Genomic DNA, 16,709 nt, shown 5'->3' with positions numbered 1-16,709 from the left:
AACCTGGTGAAAGTTTATATTAAGGGGGTGATACGTATATTAAATAATTCTACCAAACATTCACTGGAATCAAATTAAATAACAAAAGAGAGGGGTTAAGTAATGAGGAAAAAAATATGGTATTTATTAATAGGTATTATATGTTGTGCATTAATTGTAGGATGTAGTGATGATGAAACTGCAGGAGATGACAATAATCAGGAAAATGATGAATCAACTTCTTCTGATGTTGAAGTGAATAAAGAAGGATACCCAATAGTAGATGAAGAAATTACATTGTCGCTAATGGCACCAGGTACAGGATTGGCAGAATGGGAAGATATGCCAACATTACAACAGTATTCAGAAAAATCAAATATATATTTTGAGTATGATACACCTCCATTAAGTGATTTTCAAACTAAATTGAACTTAGCATTTGCGAGCGGCGACATAGCTGATATTATCTTTGGGGCTGGAACTGCAGATTTAACGCCAGGTATGGAAGTGGATTATGGTCAACAAGGGATTTTACAACCTTTAGAGGATTTAATCGATGAATTTGCACCAAATTTTAAAGCGTTAATGGAAGAAAACCCTGAGATTCAAAGATCTATCACTACAACAGATGGACATATATATGCGCTTCCTGCTATTAACCATCATCCTACTGCTGCTTGGCCGGCAGGTCCAATGTGGTTTAACGGTCAATGGTTAGATGCATTAGGTGTGGAGGAACTACCGAAAACCACGGAAGAATTATATGATTTATTAGTTCGATTTAAGACAGAGGACCCTAACGGAAATGGTGAAGCAGACGAAATACCATTAATAGATGTACAAATGAACAGTACAAGAAGATGGTTTCTGGCTGCATTTGGGATGAAAGAATGGGGCATGGAAGAAGCAAATGGCGAAGCACGTTATGCACCTATGACAGAGAACTATAAAGAATACTTAACCTATATGAATAAATTATATGAAGAAGAGTTACTAGATCCTGAAACATTTTCACAGGCGGATGAACAAAAGAAAGCAAAAGGTCAAGAAAACCGGTTAGGATTATTTCCAGATTGGTTCTCCTTCTTTACAACTGGTGAGACAGAGGAAGAAGCAATCAATAATCCAATGTTCCATCCTTTAACAAGTGATATTTCCCCGGAAATTGTTTTGCCAGGAAATCCGGGTATTAGTAGAGGGGCCTTTGCTATTACGAATAATAATGAACATCCGGAGGCTTCTATCAGATGGATTGATTATTTATACTCACAAGAGGGTAGAGATTATTTTGATCAAGGTCCAGAAGGTTACTTATGGGAAGAAGGAGAAGATGGACAAAGGGAATTCTTAGAAGTTCCGGAAGAGTATGATAGTAGTGAGGACTACCGTGGATCCCTTACACCAGCATATGGTATTACAACACCTATGTTAGTAGATTTAGTTGAAAATGCACCAAGGTCAGATTTTGATTTATTTATCGAAGAAGAAACACAAGAAAAAGTCGATCCATATGCAGAAACGGCATTTCCTTTAGTATATTTATCAGATGAAGAACAAGATACAATTAATACTATTGAAGTAGATTTGGAATCGTATGTAGAACAAATGGAAGCTAAATTTATTACTGGCGTAGAGCCACTTTCTAAATGGGATGAATATATTCAAACAATTGAAAATATGAATATTGAACAATATATTCAAATCCATCAAGAGGCTTATGATCGTTGGGCAGAAAATTAATTATTAGTAAAAATATAGGGCTCGTTGTTTCTAATAACGAGCCTCATTACATATCCAACGCGTACTAGAGGTTAACATAGTAAGTTTTTAACGACTGATAAATTAAATGCAAGAATAATAAATTAGAAACAACGAAGTGAAATATTATATCCAGCCATATGAAATAAACACCTTTTTAATCGAATTTTATCGTTAATTTGGAGGTATTGTTGTGAGTCAACCGAAGAATAAGAAAACCGTTCATATTATTTCTCATACACATTGGGATCGTGAGTGGTATTTACCATACGAGAAACATCATTTCTTATTAGTAGAATTTATGGATCAATTAATAGATACATTAGATAATGACCCGAACTACAAAAGTTTCCATTTGGATGGTCAGACTATCATATTGGATGATTATTTGGAGGTGCGTCCAGAGCGAAGAGAAAAACTTAAACAATTAATAGAGCAAAAGCGCATTTATGTCGGTCCTTGGTATATATTACAAGATGAATTTCTTACAAGTAGTGAAGCTAATATTCGCAATTTACAATATGGCATCAAAGATGCTAAAAAGTGGGGGAATGTTTCCAAGATTGGCTACTTCCCTGATTCATTCGGGAATATTGGGCAAGCGCCACAAATATTGGCTCAGGCGGGAATTAAGCATGCCGCATTTGGCAGAGGGGTAAAACCTACAGGCTTTAACAATTTAGTAAGTGACGCAGATATGTATGAATCTCCTTATTCAGAAATGAATTGGAAGTCTCCAGATGGTAATGAAGTAGTCGGGCTTCTTTTTGCTAATTGGTATTGTAACGGAAATGAGATTCCTTTAGAAAGAGAAGCAGCCAAAAAATATTGGGATGGCCATTTAGAAGCGATGGAGAAATATGCTTCTTCTAATCACTTATTAATGCTAAATGGGTGTGATCATCAGCCTGTACAAACAGATTTGTCTGAGGCTATTGAGTTAGCACAGGAACTATATCCTGACATTGAATTTATTCATTCTAATTTTAATGAGTATGTGAAACAGCTGGACCATCAGCGAAATGAAGATCATTTGAAAACAGTTGAAGGAGAATTGCGAAGTCAACATACGGATGGATGGGGAACGCTAGTAAATACTGCCTCCTCTAGAGTTTACTTAAAGCAAATGAATCAAGAAGTACAAACTTTATTAGAAAGTGAAGTAGAACCATTAGCTGCTTTCGCTTATTTAATGGATGAGAAGTATGATCATGATGTACTGGAATATGCTTGGAAAATACTCATGCAAAACCACCCTCATGATAGTATTTGCGGTTGTAGTGTAGATGAAGTGCACAGAGAAATGGTGACAAGGTTTGAAAAGAGTAAACATATGGCAGAAAGCATGAAACAAGATCTATTAGAAAAACTTTCAAAGCATATAGATACCATGTCATTTAAGAAATTTGGTGAAGACTCGATCCCATTTGCCATTTTTAATACCACAGGACAAAGACGTACTGGTGTGGTAACAGTAGAGTTAGATTTGAAGCGGGAGTACTTTGCTGATGGTGTTCATCGCAAACAATTAGAAAATTACAGAGTAGATAATAGAGTTTTGATAGATGAGAGAGGTAGTATAGTTGATTATGAGATAGAAGATTTAGGGGTTTTATTTGATTATGATTTACCAAAAAATCAATTCCGACAACCTTATCTAGCAAGGAGAGTAAAAATATCGCTAGAAGCACAAGATGTAGCACCTTTAAGTCACCAAACATTTGCTTTAGTAATAGGAGAGAAGAAAAGCAACACAACAAATCGGATTGCTACAGCAAAAAATGTACTTGAAAATGATTATATGTATATCAAAGTTAATTCAAATGGCTCACTCCATATACGTAATAAAGCGACCGATCAAGTTTTTGAGAATCTATTAGTGTATGAAGACACTGGAGATATTGGTAATGAGTATATGTATAAACAAGCACCTCAAGATCTTCCTATTACGACAGAGGGATTACAAGCATCTATCAAGCTGGTGGAGGATACACCTATTCGAGCTACTTATGAAATCATGCATGAATTAGAAATTCCGGAAAGTGCGGAAGCTGCCTTAGAGAAGGAACAACAAGAACTTGTATGGTTTTCCGGACGTAAAGCAAAGCGAAGCAAAAACACCACTCTCTTTACCATCAAAACTCACGTTAGTTTAGAGCGATATGGTAAGGGGATCGATATTCAAGTTTCTTACTGTAATGTAGCGAAGGATCATCGTTTGCGTGCTCTGTTTCCTACAGACATTGAAAGTAAAGTACATTACGCGGATTCTATATTTGAAGTAGCTAAAAGAAATAATCAGCCATCGGATCAATGGACGAATCCTGATCATTCCCAGCATCAACAGGCATTTGTCAGTATGCACAATGGAGGAAAGGGTATTACGATTGCTAACAAGGGATTAAACGAATATGAAGTGTTGAGAGATGACAGGAATACCATTGCGATTACGTTAGTTCGAGCAGTAAGAGAATTAGGAGACTGGGGGTATTTCCCGACTCCAGAAGCACAATGTTTAGGTGATCAATATGCTGCTTTTAAAATTTTCCCCCATGTCAATCAAGAGGAGCCTGCTGAAGTGTATCAGCAAGCCTATCAATACCGGATTCCATGGTCTCAGATTCAGTTACCAAATCAGGTTGGTTCCATCCCTGCTAGTCATCAATATATATCGGCAGATACTTCAAAGGAGACAGTTTTAACATCTCTTAAAGCCTCTTCCTTGACGGATGATCTTCATATGCGTTTTTTTAATATGATGGGTCACGATGGAACAGTCCATATTGGTCATAACAATATGGTGGAGCAGTATTATCTCAGTAACATACTAGAGCAACAAGGTGAAACATTAGTGGAATCCAATGATTCTATCACATTACCAGTAGCTCCCTTTGAAATAGCAACGATTGGTTTAAAAGTAAAGGAAAGAAGTGAATAGATATGACACAACAGCTAAGAACCTCTATCCAAGGTTTAATTAAAAAAGTACACAACTACTATCAAACAGATCAAAAACTGCAAGCTATGTTCGAAGAATGTTTCGTTAATACGTATCAAACAACGATACGTCCTCAATCAGATGGTACTACTTTTGTTATTACAGGTGATATACCGGCAATGTGGTTAAGGGACTCTGCAGCGCAGGTTCGTCCTTACTTATTATTAGTAGATCAAGATCCAAAGATAGCAAAAATGATCCAAGGTGTGATTGAGAAGCAGATGTTCTTTATCAATCATGATCCTTATGCCAATGCATTTAATGAGCGTCCGAATGGTAACCGTTATCATGAAGATCAAACGAAGATGACGGATTGGATATGGGAACGCAAATATGAAATTGATTCACTTTGCTATCCTATCCAGCTTGCTTATTTGTATTGGAAGTCATCGGGGATCACCACTCATTTTAATCAGCAGTTTACAGAAGCTATGGAGAAAATAGTAGACGTTTGGATGACAGAACAGCATCATGCAGATCAATCAGATTATCATTTTGTACGAGATAACTGTCCGCCACAAGATACACTGTCTAACGATGGATATGGGGCACCAGTGGGATATACAGGAATGACGTGGAGTGGATTTCGTCCCAGTGATGATGCATGTAAATATGGTTATTTAATTCCTTCTAATATGTTTGCCGTTGTATCTTTACAACAATTAGCCGAAATAGCCCTTTCCATCTTAGAAAATGAGTCGTTAGCCAACAAAGCAAACAAATTAGCATTAGAAATCGAGCAAGGCATTCAACAATTTGGTATGGTGGAACACCCTGAATTTGGTCTTATCTATGCTTATGAAACAGATGGTTTAGGAAACTATGTGTTAATGGATGATGCGAATGTTCCAAGTTTGTTATCCATTCCCTATATAGGATACCGGCCGTTCGATGATGAAATTTACCAAAATACCAGAAGGTTTATCTTGAGTGAGGAAAATCCATATTATTTTAAAGGCAAAGTAGCAAGTGGTATCGGCAGTCCTCATACACCAGATCAGTATATTTGGCATATTGCATTAGCCATCCAAGGCTTAACCTCAATAGAAAAAGAGGAAAGAGATCGCTTGATCCAATTATTTAAGGAAACAGACGCTAATCAAAATTTAATGCATGAGGGCTTTCATGTAGAGGATCCAGAGCAATTCACGCGACCTTGGTTTTCTTGGGCTAATTCCATGTTTAGTGAATTTCTGTTAAGTGAAATGGGCCTTGTGGTAGAAGGAAGTCCATTGCAAGCCTATAAGAAAAAAAGGATATATTAAAAAATTTCAATATAGTAAAGGAGGTTGAATAGATGACAAATGAGCATGAAGTAGCAAATGGTGTTCACAATTTTAGTCCTGAAAAGAATTGGATTAAACCAAACGATCCCATCTTGCTAGAAAGATTAGAGTGGTTTAAAGACCAAAAGTTGGCATTGATGATGCACTGGGGACCATATTCTCAATTGGGACTAGTAGAATCATGGGCTTTAAGTGATGAAGATGGTGATTGGTCTCGTGATGATATCGATTGGGAAGAAGACATGGAAGAATTTAAAAGGCAATATTTTAATTTGAATCGAACCTTTAATCCGATTAGATTTCAGCCAGATAAATGGGCTGAACTTGCTCATAAAGCAGGGTTTAAATATTTGATTTTTACGACCAAACATCATGATGGCTTCTCGATGTGGGATACCAAAGAAACAGATTACAGTATTACAGGAAAAGACTGTCCCTTTCACACACATAAATATGCGAATATTTGCCGGAATGTATTTGATGCTTTTCGTGAGAAAGGAATCGCAATAGCAGCGTATTTTTCTAAAGCAGATTGGCATACACCATATTATTGGGCACCAGGAATGGAAAGAAAAAATCACATGTGGAGAGGCCCATCTTATGATCCGGAACAATATCCTTGGATGTGGGAAAAGTTTATATCATTCACGCACAATCAAATAATGGAATTAATGACGAAGTACGGAAGGATAGATATCCTTTGGCTGGATGCAGGCTGGGTTGGAAAGCGTAATCAGGATATCAGACTTGGTGAGGTCGTAGAAAGAGCTCGGCAACATCAGCCATGGTTGCTAACGGCAGATAGAACAGTAGGAGGATTATATGAGAACTATATTACACCTGAACAGACTATTCCCGATCAACCGATTGATGTACCTTGGGAAAGTTGTATAACGATTGGAACTTCCTTTTCATTTAAATTTGAAGATGAATATAAATCTTTAAGAGAAATCATTCATACACTTATCGAAATAGTAGCTAAGGGTGGGAATTTGGCTTTAAATGTTCCTCCTCAACCAGATGGCCGACTCCCGAGACAAGCGTGTGAATTAATGAAAGGTATAGGTGAATGGATGCAATTATATGGGGAATCAATTTATGGAACAAGAATGGTTGCCCCCTATTACAAAGACAATTACGCCTTTACCATCAAGGATGAAAATGTATATTGCTTCCGTTTATATCAAAATAATGATCGTTCCTATCAAGATAAAGAAATAGTTATTCCTTATTTCGACAAAGTAGAACGTATCGACATGCTCCATGTTTGTGATTCATTGGAGTTCTATCAAGGTAATGATGGATTAACGATCAAAATTCCTCCTATAGAAGAAGGAAACACACCAATTACACATGTATTCAAGTTTGCGTAACGAATTAACTTCTCATAATGATAGGCATTTGAAAGAGAGGAGGTTGAACGTTGATTAAGAAACAAGTCGATGATTTGTTGAAGCAAATGACTTTAAAGGAAAAGGTAGGGCAATTGAACCAAAAGTTATATGGCTGGCAAGTATATCGAAAAAATGGAAATCAATATGAATTAACAGAAATCTTCAAACAACATGTTCAAAAGTTTCAAGGAATGGGGGCTTTATACGGTTTATTTAGAGCTGACCCATGGTCTGGCATAAATTTCGAGAATGGCATTCCTTTAGAGGATGCATTACATGTTACAAACATGATTCAGGAGTATCTAAGGGAACATACTAGACTTGGGATTCCGGTCCTTTTTTCAGAAGAATGTCCCCATGGTCATCAAGCGTTAGATAGCACTGTTTTCCCTACTCATTTAGGATCTGGTGCCACATGGAATCCAGATTTACAAACAAAGGTATCGGAACATATAGCATCAGAATTAGTGGAAAGGGGTGTGCATTTAGGATTAGTTTCCACATTGGATATTGCGCGAGATCCCAGATGGGGAAGAACGGAGGAATGTTTCAGTGAAGATCCTTATTTAGCTGCCCGTATGACAGAGGCTGTCGTTAAAGGTATGCAAGGAGATAATAAAGAGTCCCCTCATGTTATTGCTGTTCTAAAACATTTTGCTGCACAAGGAGCTGCGGTTGGTGGACATAATGCTGGCCCTGCTTTAATCGGTGAAAGGGAATTAAGAGAAATTTATCTCCCACCAATGAAGGCAGGAGTCAGATCCGGGGCTTTAGCGTGTATGGCGGCCTATAATGAGATTGACGGAATCCCGTGTCATGCTAATCGAAAATTACTAACAGATATACTTCGTGAAGAATGGAACTTTAACGGAATTGTTATGGCAGATGGAACAGCATTGGACCGATTACTTTTACTCACTGGTGATAAAGAGTTGGCTGCAGCCTATGCTTTAAACGCGGGTGTTGATTTAAGCTTATGGGACGATGTTTATACGCAAATTGAAGCAGCTGTTAGGAATGGAAAAATAAAAGAATCGGTAGTAGATAAAGCGGTTAAACGTGTATTGTATGTAAAGTTTTTGTTAGGGCTATTTTCAGAAGTTGACGACAAACCAAGAAGTGTTTCAGTAAATAGATCGAAAGGTCAAACATTAAATATGGAAATGGCGAGACAATCTATTACACTGTTAAAAAATGAACATAATCTACTTCCTTTAAGTAAAAGAAACAAAACAGTAGCTGTTATTGGCCCGAATGCAGACAGCGTTTATAACTTATTAGGAGATTATACAGCACCACAAAGAAGAGAAGCAGCTGTTACGATTAAACAAGGTATAACTAAAATCGTTGAGGAAGATTGTGAAATTCTTTATACCAAGGGATGTGGCATTCGATCAACAGATATGTCAGGTTTTGATCATGCAAAATCGATTGCGAGTAAAGCCGATATTGTGATTTTAGCATTAGGCGGATCGAGTGCAAGAGAATTTGGTATGGAATTTGAAAATAACGGAGCGGTACTGGACTACGATCAGGCTGAAATGGATTGTGGGGAGAATATAGATGTAGCAAATTTGGATTTAGGCGGTGTCCAGAAAAATTTAGTGCAAGAGTTAGCGTCTTTAAATACTCCGATGATCGGGGTATTCATCCAAGGAAGGCCATATAGTTTGAAAGATATTGAAGCCTATTTAGATGCGATATTAATAGGTTGGTATCCAGGTCAACTAGGCGGTCAAGCGATAGCCGAAGTCCTATTCGGTGATGTGAATCCAAGTGGGAAACTACCGGTATCTATTCCATATTCGGCAGATCAATTACCGGTATATTATAATGTCAAAAATAGCGGAGCAAAACAAGATTACTATGATGAAGTAGGTCGTGCCATGTACAGTTTTGGCTATGGTTTATCGTATAGTTCGTTTCAGTGTGAATTTTCAACAAAAGAACAGGAAGCAATCAGTATCCATGCGTTAACAAATGGTGAATACATCAATGTGTCAGTCGATGTCGTAAATATAGGAGCATATGATGGTTTTGCGGTTGTGCAATTATACATTCAAGACTTAGAAGCATCTGTTACGCAAAGAACAAAAGAATTAAAAGCATTTCAAAAAGTTTGGATACCTGTTGGAGAATCAAAAAACGTAAAATTACAATTAGGTTTTGAAGAATTATCGATTTGGAATATAGAAATGAAACAAGTAGTTGAGCCTGGCATGGTAATGTTAATGGCAGGCGAATCATCCGATCAATTGGATGAAAAAAAGTTAGTGATTTATGAAGAATAGTGAGGGATAGTCATGCAAAGAATTCATCGTTTGATTCGGTTGCTAAGAAACAACCAATATCGTGCATCAAAAATCATCAATAATTGGGAAATGAATAGATTTAAGTATGAAGGCCCGGAGAATTACCATTCTTTAGAGAAAAGGAATTCATTTGAGGCAGTAAAAATCGGGGAACCGTTAATAGAGTCTGGAGTAACAGCTTTTTTAAAAAATAGTATAGAAATTCCGAATGATTGGTCTTCAAGGGATATTGGAATCATATTCAAAGCTGGTGGGCCAGGAGGCATTCCATCTCATTATGAAGCATTAATGAGTATCAACGGAGAGCCTATGCAAGGTTTTGACCGCAACCGTTCCTTTTGCTTTTTGGCAAATCATGCACATGATAGACGTATATTAAATATAGAAATGGAACTATTTAATCCTGTTGGTATTCCAGAAGATTCTTTACGCGGCTTTAATCAGGTAGCAAGTGCGGAAACGGCACCACCCCCAATATTTTTAGAAAACAGTGCATTGGTATTAGTTAATAGAGCAGTGCAAAGTCTTGTCTATACATTAGAAACCGCCAGCAACACATTAGCTCTCTTGGCTGATTCTGATACTCGTAAACCAATCCTTTTTAAGGCATTAGAAGATTTGGCGAATGAATGGAAAATACCTGATGAGAAAGAGCTGACGAACCAAAAGAAGTTGATCGAACAGGAACAGAGTATTCAATCACTATTAAAAGAGATGGCAGGATATCGCGAAGGAACCATTCGAGCTATTGGTCAATCACATATAGATGTTGCCTGGTTATGGCCTTTAAAAGAAACGATTCGTAAAGCATCAAGGACTTTTTCAACCGCCTGTACTTTACTGGACGAGTATGAGGAATTTGAGTATGCGCAAAGTCAACCGCAATTATTTGAATATCTAAAAAATTATTATCCTAAAATATATGAGCGAGTCAAACAGCAAATAAAAGCAGGACGTTTTGAAATTATCGGTGGCATGTGGGTAGAACCAGATTTGAATATTCCATCCGGTGAATCATTGGTAAGACAGCTGTTATATGGCAAGCAGTATTTTAAAGAAGAATTTGGAGCAGAACCAAAAGTGGAATGGTTACCAGACACATTTGGTTATTGTGCATCTTTACCTCAGATTCTGAAGAAGGCTGGTACGGAGTACTTTATGACGACCAAGTTAAATTGGAATGATACCAATCGTTTCCCGTATGATTTATTTCATTGGGAAGGTATTGATGGTACAACAATTTTATCTTACTTACATACTATTTTGGGGCAACAAACGAATCCAAAGGATATGAAAGCAACATGGGATGATTTTAATCAAAAGAATGATCATAACGAAAGAATGTTGGTATATGGATATGGTGATGGTGGAGGTGGTGTTACAAGAGAAATGATCGAAACAGTTAAACGCTCAGAATCATTACCGGGTCTGCCTAATGTGAAGTTTAGTAAGGTACATGACTTTTTTGAACACATTAGTCAGCAAAAACCCACATTGCCAAAATGGTATGGTGATTTATATTTGGAACTTCATCGAGGGACCTATACTACGCATGCCAAAACAAAAAAATATAACCGGCAAGTTGAATCGTTATTTAGAAGTTTGGAAATATGGCATTCATTTGCTGATCTGCTAACAGGAAATAATTATCCTGTCCAAAAAATAAAAGATCTTTGGAAATTAATTTTATTGAATCAATTTCATGATATAGTTCCTGGTACATCCATTGAACCTGTCTATAGATTATCAGACCAGCAATATAAAGAAGTACTGACTGAAGGCCAATCCTTGCAAGCGGATGCGATTGAGCAAATCATAAGCAGGATTAATACAGAAGGCCCTGGTGAACCAGTAATTATATTCAATAGTTTGGGATGGGATAGAGATCGTCTAATTACAATGAGTGGTGATCAAGAGTTACTATCTAAAATAATGGTGGATGAAGAAGGAAATCCGTATCCGGTAGAACATGTAAAGGTTGATAATTCAACCATTGAATTACATGCACTAATTCCCAATGTGCCACAACTCGGATATAAGACAGTTTGGTTACAAGAAAAGGATGGAAATGAGTTGGCATCTTCCAAACCATTGAATGGTAAGTGGGAAACGGTTAACTATATAGTGGAATTTACCGAACAAGGCTTCATCACACGATTATATGATAAACAGTGTGATAAAGAGATTGTTCAAGACGGGGCTGTGGCTAATGAACTACAATTATTTGATGATCTGCCTACAGACTGGGACGCATGGGATATAGATCCAAACTTTGTATCTCAAAAGATCGATAATATGAAGTTGCTTGAGGCAAATGTTTATTACACAAGTAACTTAACAGATGAATTACATTTTAAATGGAAGTTCAATGAATCTACTATTACACAGAAGATGATTTTCCACCATTATTCTAAGTTGATTGATTTCGATACAGAAGTGGATTGGAATGAAAAGAACAAATTGTTAAAAGTAGCATTTCCAGTTAATATTTATTCATCACATGCTACTTATGAAATACCGTTTGGAACGATCGATCGCCCGACACATAATAATACGACATGGGAGCAGGCACAATTTGAAGTTTGTGGCCAACGGTGGGCAGATTTATCAGAGGGTAACTATGGCGTCAGCCTACTAAATGACAGTAAATATGGATATGATATCAAAGGCCAAAATATCAGGCTATCTTTGTTGAGGTCGCCGAAGTGGCCAGATCAAAGCGCAGACATTCACAGACATCAGTTTGTATATTCTTTATATCCTCATCAAGGTGATTGGAGAGCAGCTGAAACGGTCAAAAAAGGTCACGAGTTAAATACAAGAGACTTTATATCTGTAACAGAGATATCTAAAGGAGAATTGGGAAGTGCCCTGTCGTTTATTAAAATAGATAGTGAAAGCGCTATACTGGATACTATAAAATTAGCTGAAAACAATAAAGGAATGATTATTCGATTATATGAGGCAGAAGGGAGCGAGGTATCAGCAACAGTGAGTATACCGGAAAAGGCTATGTTCCAAGAAACCAATCTTCTTGAAAAACCGATCGATCATTCCGGAATAAGTACGGATAGCTATAAAACAAAATTAAAGCCTTATGAAATTAGCACATATCAAATTACGACAGAGAAAGGGTGAAGAGGTGTAATGAAAGTTACTTTGATTGGTAATGAATCAGAATTAAATAAACATTTATCATGTTGGGAATCCATTCCTGAAGTGCGAGTGGAACAATCGATAGTGATAAATGAAGATAACCCAGATTCATTACCTTCTTTTAGTTCATCCCATGAGCAGTCAGAATTGGTTGATGTATGTGTATCGACAGAATTAAAGCCTGTTATCTTAAAAAGGTTAGGAAGGGACACACCTATTACCCTGGTATCGCCCCTTGCGTCAAGTATAAACGAAACAAAACAATTAATAAATTTTATGAAAGAAGAGCAGATGATGGTTCGTATAATCAATCCTATGCTACATTCACCGGAGTTGGTGAATTTAAACCTAAAGTTTACAACACAACAATTAGGTAATAGTGGTGTCCATCGAATATCTTTAAAATCAGAAACATTACCTTCTAATGGCAGATTCCTCGAACAGGAAGTCCATTTAATTGGTTGGATCTATCATACATTGGGAGATTTTAAAACTATTTTTGCAAAACAAATAGATAATCGTTATATGACCATTCATATCAGACATGAGGACAGCAGCTTCACCCAACTGGAATTAGCTCGTGGATTTGGCAAAGAGGAATTAAATATCGAACTTGCTGGTTCTGAAGGAATGCTAACCCACAAAAGTAATGAAACAAATCCGATAAGTGTTGTAAAAACGGATAAAAGCAAACGGGAGATTCATCCAATTGGAACACCGTTGATTCAGCGTCAATTGGAAGATGTATATGAAGTTTTAACCAAAGACCGTCATTCGTTCAATAATATAACAGAGGTAACGAGAGCTATTGATTTTAGGGAAGCTATTGAAGCATCGTTAAATAGATCTATACCTGTTACAAAAGGAGGGGCATAAGATGTTAAAAGTCGGAATCATTAGTTTTGCCCATATGCATGGATTTAGTTATGCAAATGCTTTAACGAAAAGTAAAAATGCCTCCCTTGAGAGTATCTGGGATAACGATAAACAAAGAGGAACTGATATAGCAAACACCTTTAAAACATCATTTTATACTGACTTAGATGAAATGCTGCAAACTGATTTAGATGCTGTTATTGTTTGTTCAGAAAATGCAAATCACAAAGAGCACGTTGTGAAAGCTGCACATTACAAAAAGCATATATTATGCGAAAAACCGATTGCAACAGAAATAAATGATGCAATGGAGATGATAGAGGCATGTAATCAAAATAATGTCATCTTGCAAATAGCTTTTCCTGTTCGTTTTGCGCCTGCGATTCAAGAAGTACAAAAATTAGTCAATGAAAGCGAAATCGGCAACATTTTAGCGGTCAATACTACGAATCATGGACAAATGCCAGGTGGATGGTTTGTAGATCCAAAGCTATCGGGTGGAGGTTGTGCCACCGATCATATTGTTCATATTGTGGATACACTCCGCTGGATATTAAAGGATGAAGTGAAAAGCGTGTATGCAGAATTTGATACAAGATTTTACGATATTGTGGTGGAAGATTGTGGCCAGGTTATCTTGGAATTTGCATCAGGTATTGTGGTCACGATTGATCCGAGTTGGTCACGCCCTAAGACTTTTCCGATATGGGGGGATGTAACACTGGAATTCTTTGGTGATCAAGGAACATGTAATGTAGATGCATTTAAGGAGCATACATTACTGTTTAACGATCGTGATAACAAGTTGGAACATCTCGTTTGGTCTGATGATATGGATGAAAGGTTAATCAAAGATTTTTTGCATTGTGTAACGGAATCGCGACCTCCTTTTATAACAGGAGAAGATGGTTTAAGAACATTAGAAGTTGTAAAAGCAGCATATCAATCCAATCAACAAAAAAGGCCGATAACATTAATTCATAACTAGAGGAGGCTCTTAACAATGAAATTAGGGATGAGCTCATACAGTTTAGCAAATGCGATCGCTAAAGGTGAAATGTCGATATTAGATGTTATTCAATGGACAAAAGATCAAGGTGGAGAGCATATTGAAATTGTTCCGATTGGCTATACATTAACAGACAATTCACAATTAGTTGCAGACATAGTAAGTAAGGCTGAGGAAGTAGGAGTAGACATTTCAAATTACGCAATTGGAGCGGACTTTTTAAGTGGTGATGAGAAAGCGTTTCAAGCAGAAATGGAACGAGTAAAACAGGAAGTTGATATCGCCAATCAATTAGGTGTGCGAAGAATGAGACATGATATTTCATTTAAGCCGCCGGTAGAAGCTAGCATGGAACAGTTTGATAACGATTTGCCTAAAATTATTGAAGCATGCCAGGAAATTGCAGACTATGCAAAACAATATGACATTGTAACAAGTATCGAAAATCACGGTTTTTATATTCAAGCAAGTGATCGTATCAATCTCATTGTATCTCGAGTCAATCGTTCTAATTTTGGTCATACGTTAGATACGGGTAATTTCCTTTGTGCAGATGAGAATCCAATAATAGCTGTCAAGAAATGCATCGACCATGCTACGATGGTGCATGTCAAAGATTTCTATATCCGTCCCCAATCATGGCATAACCCTGGAGAAGGCTGGTTTTCCTCAGCAGGTGGACAATATTTGCGTGGCGCTATTACAGGGCATGGTGATATTGAATTAGAGAGTGTTTTGAAAATAATAAAAGATAGCGGCTATGATGGATATGTATCGATTGAATTTGAAGGAATGGAAGAGTGTAAGAAAGCTAGTGATATCTCGTTAAAAAATGTTCGAAATATTTGGGATCAACTTTAAGGAGGTTGAACAATGAGTAAAGTAAGAGTTGGTATTGTTGGTTTGGGTTCGATTTCTGATATGCATATTCAAGGGTACTTAAAAAATCAAGATGCCGAGTTGTTTGCTGTATGTGATATGAATGAAGCTCGTGCGAAACAAACGGCAGAAGAATTAGGTGTAACACATTATTATACCGATTATCAAGAGATGTTAAGTAATAATGAAATAGATGCGGTAAGTATTTGTACGTGGAACAATACACATGCAGAAATCGCTATGGCTGCTTTAAATGCTGGGAAAAACGTGTTAACTGAAAAGCCATTGTGTAAAACGGTGGAAGAAGCTTTAGCGATAGAAGAAGCAGTTAGAAATAATCCCGATCAGTTTTTGCAAATAGGGTATGTTAGACGGTTTGGTACCAACACACAAGTATTAAAACGCTTTATTGATCATGGAGAATTAGGTGATATCTATTTCTCCAAAGCTACCTGTTTACGGGTTTTAGGAAATCCTGGTGGCTGGTTTGCGGATAAGGAACGGTCTGGAGGCGGACCATTAATTGATATTGGCGTTCATGTTATCGACCTTTGCTGGTATTTAATGGGCAAGCCGAAAGTGCAATCAGTAAGTGGCAACACGTATCACAAATTAGGCAATCGTTCGAATATAGAATATAAATCTTTTTATAAAGCAGCTGATTACGATGCTAAACAAAATAGTGTGGAAGATTTAGCAAATGCGATTATTCGATTCGAAAATGGTGCTTCTCTAATGGTCGATGTTAGCTTTTCACTACACGCCAAAAAAGAAGAAATACGCGTTAGTTTACATGGTGATAAAGGCGGTGCAGAGATAGAGCCGCAATTAGAAATTTTTACAGAGAAAAATAATATTATGTTAAACAGTACCCCTCAAATAGATCATCTGACATTTGATTTTGCACAAGGTTTTCAAAATGAAATAGATCATTTTGTTAACTGTGTTAAAGGGGAAGAAGAAACGATAGCGCCGGTAGAAGATGGTGTAGAAATGATGAAGATCTTAACGGGTGTATATAAATCAAGTAAGGAAAAGACAGAGGTTCGCTTTGATTGATAA

General features: G+C 37.0%; 10 protein-coding genes. All 10 read left to right on the top strand.

Annotated features, from left to right (window positions below; translation table 11 throughout):
- Positions 1-102 precede the first annotated feature (102 nt).
- The 10 genes from GI584_RS22370 (at position 103) to GI584_RS22325 (ending at position 16,706) form a co-directional block, all read left to right on the top strand.
- Positions 103-1,719 (top strand): extracellular solute-binding protein, encoded by a 1,617-nt coding sequence (locus GI584_RS22370; RefSeq protein ID WP_153792677.1) that lies wholly within the window; start codon positions 103-105, stop codon positions 1,717-1,719.
- A 211-nt stretch (positions 1,720-1,930) separates the two neighbouring features.
- The gene (locus GI584_RS22365; protein ID WP_153792676.1) at positions 1,931-4,675 is read left to right on the top strand and encodes an alpha-mannosidase; all 2,745 of its coding nucleotides are present in this window, start codon (positions 1,931-1,933) and stop codon (positions 4,673-4,675) included.
- Between the two features lie 2 nt (positions 4,676-4,677).
- Positions 4,678-6,000 carry a glycoside hydrolase family 125 protein gene (locus GI584_RS22360; protein WP_153792675.1) on the top strand — a complete coding sequence of 441 codons (1,323 nt, stop codon included), beginning with the start codon at positions 4,678-4,680 and terminating at the stop codon, positions 5,998-6,000.
- A gap of 32 nt (positions 6,001-6,032) precedes the next feature.
- Entirely contained in the window at positions 6,033-7,394 is a 1,362-nt protein-coding gene (locus tag GI584_RS22355; protein WP_153792674.1) for an alpha-L-fucosidase, read from the top strand.
- A gap of 86 nt (positions 7,395-7,480) precedes the next feature.
- The gene (locus GI584_RS22350; RefSeq protein ID WP_153793048.1) at positions 7,481-9,706 is read left to right on the top strand and encodes a glycoside hydrolase family 3 N-terminal domain-containing protein; all 2,226 of its coding nucleotides are present in this window, start codon (positions 7,481-7,483) and stop codon (positions 9,704-9,706) included.
- A gap of 12 nt (positions 9,707-9,718) precedes the next feature.
- Complete coding sequence (locus GI584_RS22345; RefSeq protein ID WP_153792673.1) at positions 9,719-12,865, top strand: alpha-mannosidase; 3,147 nt, start codon at positions 9,719-9,721, stop codon at positions 12,863-12,865.
- A 9-nt stretch (positions 12,866-12,874) separates the two neighbouring features.
- Complete coding sequence (locus GI584_RS22340; RefSeq protein ID WP_153792672.1) at positions 12,875-13,759, top strand: hypothetical protein; 885 nt, start codon at positions 12,875-12,877, stop codon at positions 13,757-13,759.
- Between the two features lies 1 nt (position 13,760).
- The gene (locus tag GI584_RS22335; RefSeq protein WP_100358688.1) at positions 13,761-14,747 is read left to right on the top strand and encodes a Gfo/Idh/MocA family protein; all 987 of its coding nucleotides are present in this window, start codon (positions 13,761-13,763) and stop codon (positions 14,745-14,747) included.
- A gap of 15 nt (positions 14,748-14,762) precedes the next feature.
- Complete coding sequence (locus tag GI584_RS22330) at positions 14,763-15,629, top strand: sugar phosphate isomerase/epimerase family protein (protein WP_100358689.1); 867 nt, start codon at positions 14,763-14,765, stop codon at positions 15,627-15,629.
- Positions 15,630-15,641: 12 nt separating this feature from the next.
- Positions 15,642-16,706 carry a Gfo/Idh/MocA family protein gene (locus tag GI584_RS22325; RefSeq protein ID WP_153792671.1) on the top strand — a complete coding sequence of 355 codons (1,065 nt, stop codon included), beginning with the start codon at positions 15,642-15,644 and terminating at the stop codon, positions 16,704-16,706.
- Positions 16,707-16,709: the final 3 nt, after the last annotated feature.

Origin of the sequence: Gracilibacillus salitolerans, assembly GCF_009650095.1 — a bacterium.
GTDB lineage: Bacteria > Bacillota > Bacilli > Bacillales > Amphibacillaceae > Gracilibacillus > Gracilibacillus salitolerans.
Note: the sequence above shows the minus strand (reverse complement) of the source record. Positions and strands in the feature narration are given on the sequence as shown.